Origin of the sequence: Gordonia sp. UBA7860 (genome assembly GCF_002500165.1) — a bacterium.
GTDB classification, from domain to species: Bacteria; Actinomycetota; Actinomycetes; order Mycobacteriales; family Mycobacteriaceae; genus Gordonia; species Gordonia sputi.
The window spans coordinates 22,018-29,022 of sequence record NZ_DLSO01000113.1 but is presented as its reverse complement, the minus strand read 5'-3'; the positions used below and the strand labels follow the sequence as shown (position 1 = coordinate 29,022).

Below are 7,005 nucleotides of genomic sequence, written 5' to 3'. Positions count from 1 at the left end.
CCGGTCAACGGCTACGGACACCTCTACGGGACACCGGGTTTCCAGGCCCCGGAGATCGTGCAGACCGGTCCACAAGTCGTCACAGACATCTACAGCATCGGACGCACCCTGGCGGCGCTGACCGTCGACATGCCGATGAGCGACGGCCGGTATGTCGACGGTCTACCCGACCCCGACGACACCCCCGTGTTCCGCGACAATCCGTCGTTCTACAAGCTCTTGCAGCGTGCGACGGCACCCGATCCCGACGACCGCTTCTCTTCCGCGGAGGAGATGACGACGCAGTTGCTCAACGTGCTGCGCGAGACCGTCGCCGTGCACACCGGTGTGCCACGGCCATCACTGTCGACGGTGTTCACGCCGCAGCGCTCGACATTCGGCACCGAGTTGATGCTCGCCCCCGTCGACGGCTTCTTCGATCCCGATCTCGCGGCCTTCTACGACCCGGTCGACATGGCACGCGCACTGCCGGTGCCACTCGTCGATCCGACCGATCCCGCTGCGGGACTACTCAATTCGGCAGCGCTGAGCGATCCGAGGCAGACACTCGACTCCATCCACGCGGCGCGGGCGGAGGGTTTCCGCTCGCTGCTCGGACAGCCGACGTCTGCGGCGCATCCGTCACTGGAGATCGATCTCGCGGAGGCGCGAGCGCACCTCGAACTCGACGACGTCGACACAGCGCTCGAGTTGCTGCGTGATGTGTCTGTGCAACACGGGGATTCGTGGCGCGTGCAGTGGTACATGGGAATCTGCTCGCTGATGAACGACGAGCCCGAACTGGCGTACGGCTGGTTCGACGCCGTGCTGCAGGCGATGCCGGGCGAGGTGGCCCCGAAGCTCGCCGTCGCGGGTACCGCCGAGCTCATCGGGCGTTGGCTCTCGGACGAATCCGATCCGTCCGAGGGGTCCGTCGACCGCATCACCGACATGTATCACGTTGCGGCACAGAACTATCACGACCTGTGGCTGACCGACCACAGCATCGTCACGGCAGCGTTCGGAATGGCGCGCCTCGCCGTCGCTCGCGGCGATTATGACGCAGCAATCGAACCCCTCGACGAGGTACCTGCGACGAGCCGACATTTCAACACCGCACGCGCGACGGCGGTCATCGCCCTCGTACACGGACGCGACCCGTCGCAGGTGAGCAAGGATCAGCTCGTCGAGGCGGCCAAGCGTATGGAAGCCATGCCCGACAGCGAGCCGCGCAAGCAGCGGCTACAACTGATCGTTCTCGGCACCGCGCTCGGCTGGGTGCACAACCACCCCGACGACACGGGAGAACCCGCGTGGCTCTTGGGTTTTCCGTTCACCGAGCAGGGCCTGCGCACCGGAACCGAGAGGTCGCTTCGCCACCTCGCGCGGCAGACGCGCACCAACCGCGACCACCGGTTCCTTCTCGTCGACCTCGCGAACTACGTGCGGCCCTGGTCGCTGTTTTGAGGGGTGGTCTCGACAAGCTCGACCAGCGGATCGGGCTCGACCAGCGAACCAGCTGCTACTCGGGCTGCTCGCCGCGGGCGACGGCTGCGGCCTGGCGGGCGATGGCCAGCTCTTCGTTGGTCGGTACGACAAGCACGTCGATCGCGCTCGAGTCGGCCGAGATGCGTCGAGCCTGCTTGTTACGCACAGAGTTTCGCTCGTCGTCGAGAACAATCCCGTAAGTCTCCAGACCGGCCAGCGCGTCGCGTCGCACGTTGTCGGCGTTCTCGCCGACACCCGCGGTGAAGGTGATCGCGTCGACCTTGCCCAGTTCGATCATGTAGGCCCCGATGTAGCGGCGCAGGCGGTGGATATAGACCTTGTACGCACGCTTGGCGTTGTCATCGCCGCTGTCCATCCGCGAGGTGATGGTGCGAAAGTCGTTGTCGCCGCACAGACCCTTGAGTCCGGAGTTCTTGTTGAGCAGGGTGTCGAGTTGATCGTTGGACAGCTTGGCGACGCGGCTCAGGTGCAGCAGTACGCCGGGGTCGATGTCGCCGCTTCTGGTGCCCATCACCAGACCTTCAAGGGGCGTCATACCCATGCTGGTGTCGATCGGTTCGCCGTGTGCGATCGCCGACGCCGACGCACCGTTACCCAGGTGCAGCACGATCTGGTTCAGATCCGCGTAGTCGCGACCGAGGAACTCCGCAGCCTTGCCCGAGACGTACTGATGACTCGTACCGTGAAAGCCGTAGCGCCGCACCGCATGTAGGTGTGCGACCCCACGGTCGATGGCGTACGTTGCGGCCTCGTCGGGCAGGTCGTGGAAGAAGGCGGTGTCGAACACGGCGACCGACGGGACGTCGGGAAGTTTCTTTCGTGCCACCTCGATACCCGCGAGGTTCGCGTTGTTGTGCAGGGGTGCGAGGGTGGAGATCCGCGAGATCTCCGACACCACCTCATCGGTGACGAGCGTGGGGTGGAAGAAGCTACGGCCACCGTGCACGACGCGATGTCCGACGGCGCTCAGTCCCGCCGTCGCGAGATCGGTTCCCGACTGCGCGAACATCTCCGACGCCGCGTCGAGCGCGGCCGAGATGTCGTGCAGCGGTTCGGTGCGCGTCGAGGACTCGCCGTTCTGCTCGTGCGTGATCGACGACTCGTCCTCACCGATCCGCTCGGCTATCCCCTCGGCGATGACCTCTGCCGTGTCCGGGTGTAGCAGTTGATATTTCAACGACGACGACCCGGCGTTGAGCACCAGCACGGCACCCTCGGTGGATGAACTCATCGGCCTGACTCCTGTGCGTCGATGTTCTGGGCCTGGATGGCGGTGATGGCAACGGTGTTCACGATGTCGGAGACCAGCGCGCCACGGGAGAGATCGTTGATGGGGCGTCGAAGTCCCTGCAGCACAGGGCCGATCGCGACAGCACCCGCACTGCGCTGCACGGCCTTGTAGGTGTTGTTGCCGGTGTTGAGGTCGGGGAAGATCAGTACCGTGGCCCGGCCGGCGACCTCGGAGTCGGGCATCTTGGTCGCCGCGACGCTCGGCTCCACCGCGGCGTCGTACTGGATGGGGCCCTCGACGGAGAGCTCCGGAGCCCGTTCGTGGACGAGATCTGTTGCGACGCGCACCTTGTCGACGTCGGCGCCGGTTCCCGAGCGCCCCGTCGAGTAGGAGAGCATCGCAACGCGCGGGGAGATACCGAACGCGGATGCCGTTGCGGCGGAGGAGATCGCGATGTCGGCGAGCTCGGTGGCGGTCGGATCGGGAACGATGGCGCAGTCACCGTAGGTGAGCACCTTGTCGGGTAGACACATGAAGAAGACGCTCGAGACCGTCGAGACCCCCGGAACCGTCTTGATGATCTCGAACGCCGGTCGGATCGTGTGTGCGGTGGTATGCGCTGCGCCGGAGACCATTCCGTCGGCGCGGCCAGTGTGCACGAGCATCGTGCCGAAGTACGAGACGTCGCGCATCCGCTCCTGGGCGTGCTCGAAATCCATGCCCTTGTGCTTGCGGAGTTCTGCGTAGGTGTGCGCGAATTCGTCTGTCAGCTCGGAGTTGTCGGGATCGATGAGTTCGACGCCGTCGAGGTCGACCCCGAGGTCGCTCGCGCGGGCCGTCACCGACTCGGGGTTGCCGAGGATGATCAGTTCCACGACTCCGCGACGCAGCAATTGTCCTGCGGCACGCAGGATTCGGTCGTCGCTGCCCTCGGGAAGCACGATGCGCTTGAGGTCCGACCGCGCGCGGGTGATCAACCCGTACTCGAACATCTGCGGGGTGACGACCTCAGACGGCTTGACGTCGAGCACCTTGATCAGCTCCTCGGGCTCCACGTACTGCTCCATGAGTCCGAGCGCCGCGTCGATCTTGCGAGCCGATCCGATCGCGATGCGACCGCGGGTGTCGGCGGCGATGCGTGCGGTGTCGTAGGTGCCCTGTTCACAGGTGATGACCGGAAGCTTGGACTTCAATCCGCCGACGAGAGCGTCGATCATCGGATGCGGTTTGAGACCGCCGTTGAGGATGATGCCGGTCAGTCGCGGAAAGCCCTGCGCGGCATTGGCATTCACCAACGAAAGCAAGACGTCGGAGCGATCGGCCGGGGTGATCACCACCATGCCCTCGGTGAGTCGCTCGAGGATGTGCTCCGCGGTCATGCCGCCGACCATCACCCGAAGCGCCTCACGATCGAGGAGTTCCGGGTCGCCGCTGTACATCTCGGCGCCCAACGACCTCTTGAGCTCGGCCATCGTCGGCGCGAAGAGCACGGGCAGCTCCGGCAGACACCAGCACGGAACGTCGAGTTTGGCCAGTGCGGCACCGATATCGTTCATGTGCTCGGGATCGCAGCGGTTGGCGACGATGGCGGCGGTGGTCGCGTGCATCGCGGCGATCTCGGTGCGCAGGTGCTCGGCGAGGTCGCGCACCTCGGTGGGTGTGCGGTCGAGTGCCTTGAGCGCCAGGATGATCGGCGCCGAGAGGTTGGCCGCGATACGTGCGTTGTACGTGAGCTCCGACGGGTTGCCGACGTCGGTGTAGTCCGAACCGACGATGACGACGGCGTCGCACTGCGATTCGACGGCGTGGAAGCGCGCGACGATGTCGGCGATGGAGCCGCTCGGGTCTGCGTGTACCTGGTCGTAGGTGACGCCGATGGCTTCGTCGTAGCTGATGTCCGCCGAGGTGTGTTCGAGCAGGAGGTCGAGGAGGTAGTCACGCTCGCCGTGAGCGGCCCGAGAGATGGGTCGGAACACGCCGACCCTGCCGCCGGTTGCCGTCAGGAGCGACAGCACACCGAGCGCCACCGCCGATTTTCCGGTCTCCGCTTCCGCGGACACGATGTAGATCTTCGTTGCGCTCACAGCGTCGGGCGACATAGTGGTCAGCGTAGTTGGTGCCACCACTGAGCGTCGCGGGTGAGGTGGCCCGGTCAGGTGACGATTGCCCGAACGATCAGGTCGGCGATCTGTTCATCGGTGAGGCTGCTGTCGGGAACCAGCATCAGCGAGTAGATGATGCGGACCATGAACTCGGCGGCGCCGCGCGCATCGGGCGACAGTTCGGCCTGCACCTGGGGCGCGACGTCGGGCAGCGTGGCGTCGACGATCTTCTCGATCAGGTCGGGTCCGTTGTCGTCGTTGGTCGCGACCAGCGCGCGCACGATCTCCTCCGGTTCCTGACGGAGGACGTACTGCAGCGCCTCATGCTCGCGGATGTGGGGCAGCACGCCGAGCACCTGTGCCCGCACCTTGCCCGCGGCGTCGGGGGCGGTGTCGGACCATTCGCGTAGTTTCACGCGCAGCAGCGCGATCTCGCGGTCGAGCATGGCAGCGACGAGCGCGTCACGTCCGCCGAACATGCGGTAAGCCGTCGCCCTAGCCACGCCGGCGTGACGGGCCACAGACGTCAGGCTGAGCGCCTTCGCGCCGAAGCGCGACACCAGCCCGACGCCCACATCGACAAGACGATCCGATTCCATGCTTGAAAGTTAGCGAATCGGGCAGACGTCGGCGCAGGGTACCGGTCACTTTCGCTGCGCGGTGAAGTGCGCGAGGTCGTATGCGTACTCACGCGGACCCATGCCCTAGGCTCGGCGCCCATGGAGATTCGTGACGCGCGCGCAGGCGACGTCCCCGGCATCACGCCCATCTACAACGACGCCGTCGAGAACACCACCGCGATCTGGAACGAACAGATCGTCGACGACGCGAACCGGCTGGCGTGGCTGACGCAGCGCCAGGATGCAGGGTTTCCGGTGCTGGTCGCGGTCGAGGACTCGTCGACGGATGGGCAGGTCGTCGGCTACGCCACCTACGGGCCGTGGCGGCCGCACGACGGGTATCGGCACACCGTCGAACATTCGGTGTACGTGCGATCGGATCAGCGCGGAAAAGGCACCGGGCAGGCGCTGATGCACGCGCTGATCGACCGTGCACGTGCCGACGGATTCCACGTGATGGTCGCTGCCATCGACGCCGCCAACGAAGGATCGATCCGGATTCACGAGCGGTTGGGCTTCACACGCGTCGGATTGTTGCCACAGGTCGGGACGAAGTTCGGATCATGGCTCGACCTTGCATTCCTGCAACTGACTCTCGACGGGCCCACTCGAGACGGCGGGTCCGCGCGATACTCTCAGGGCTGAGGCGCGAGCTCTGCGCATCGGCAGAAGGATCAACCCGCGTGTCATCGCCACGCCCGCGAGGCAGAGCACGCCTCCGACGATCCGCAGCGGGGTCGGAACCTCGCCGAGTAGCAGCCACGACAGCACGATCACCAGGGCGGGCACGACGAGCGTTGTCGCTGCCATTGCGCCCGCGCTCGTGCGTGACAGCGCGTACGCCCAGGTGGTGAACGCGATCGCGGTCGGTCCGACGCCGAGGAAAACCATCGCGGTGATGTCGGAGGCGGGTGCCGCGGCAACCTCCCGCACCGCGGCGGGAGCGAACGGCAGGGTCGCGAGCGCGCCGACCATGACTCCCCAGAATGTTGCCGACAGGCCGTCGATGTGCGTCAGTGCGACCTTCTGCACCAGCACGCCACTCGCGTAGAGAACGGCTGCGGCCAGTCCGAGCGCGATGCCCAGCCAATCCGCGTGTGGGCCCGACCCTCCGACTGTGATCAGCACGACGCCTGCGAATGCCACCCCGATGCCGATGAGGAGTCGGCGCGAGAACCCCTCGCCGAGGAACAGTCCTGCGAACACCGCGACGAGGATCGGCGCGAAGTTGACCAGCAGAGCCGCCGTGCCGGCGTCGAGATGCTGTTCGGCCCAGTTGAGCGTCACGGTGTAGAGCGCGAACCACGCGACGCCGTACACGATCACCAGCACCAGGCCACGGCCGCGCGGCAGCGGCGGGAGTCCGCGCCCGAGGCCGTTGCGGCGTCGCATGATCACCACGATCGGCACGAGTGCGACCACAGCTGTCGCCAGTCGGCCGAATGCCAGCGCACCGGGCGAGAACGATGCACCCGCCGACCGGATGGCGATGAAGGCCGACGCCCACAGGAGCACGGTGACCGTGGCTGCGATGGTGGCGAGATCGGGGGTTCGACGCGTCATG

The 7,005-nt window shown here is 66.1% G+C and carries 6 protein-coding genes; 2 read left to right on the top strand and 4 right to left on the bottom strand.

Annotated elements, in window-relative coordinates; all coding sequences use genetic code 11:
- The coding region (locus B3T59_RS14025) for a tetratricopeptide repeat protein (protein WP_287003880.1) at positions 1-1,446 on the top strand (1,446 nt) is incomplete at its 5' end.
- Positions 1,447-1,501: 55 nt separating this feature from the next.
- Here B3T59_RS14025 and B3T59_RS14020 read toward each other — a convergent pair.
- Genes B3T59_RS14020 through B3T59_RS14010 form a run of 3 tightly spaced genes read right to left on the bottom strand, consistent with a single transcriptional unit; the run spans position 1,502 to position 5,420 of the window.
- Positions 1,502-2,719, bottom strand: a complete 1,218-nt coding sequence (locus B3T59_RS14020; RefSeq protein WP_064861624.1) for an acetate kinase — start codon at positions 2,717-2,719, stop codon at positions 1,502-1,504.
- Positions 2,716-4,818: a phosphate acetyltransferase gene (gene pta, locus B3T59_RS14015; RefSeq protein ID WP_156529269.1), complete on the bottom strand. Its 2,103-nt coding sequence runs from the start codon at positions 4,816-4,818 to the stop codon at positions 2,716-2,718. Before pta ends, B3T59_RS14020 begins: the two co-directional genes overlap by 4 nt.
- Positions 4,819-4,871: 53 nt before the next feature.
- Entirely contained in the window at positions 4,872-5,420 is a 549-nt protein-coding gene (locus B3T59_RS14010) for a TetR/AcrR family transcriptional regulator (RefSeq protein ID WP_064861622.1), read from the bottom strand.
- A gap of 120 nt (positions 5,421-5,540) precedes the next feature.
- Between B3T59_RS14010 and B3T59_RS14005 the strand changes: the two genes are divergently transcribed.
- Positions 5,541-6,086, top strand: coding sequence for a GNAT family N-acetyltransferase (locus B3T59_RS14005; protein WP_064861621.1), 546 nt, complete (start codon positions 5,541-5,543; stop codon positions 6,084-6,086).
- Here the strand turns inward: B3T59_RS14005 and B3T59_RS14000 are convergent.
- Positions 6,003-7,004, bottom strand: coding sequence for a DMT family transporter (locus tag B3T59_RS14000; RefSeq protein ID WP_197502279.1), 1,002 nt, complete (start codon positions 7,002-7,004; stop codon positions 6,003-6,005). The genes B3T59_RS14005 and B3T59_RS14000 overlap by 84 nt on opposite strands.
- Position 7,005 lies beyond the last annotated feature (1 nt).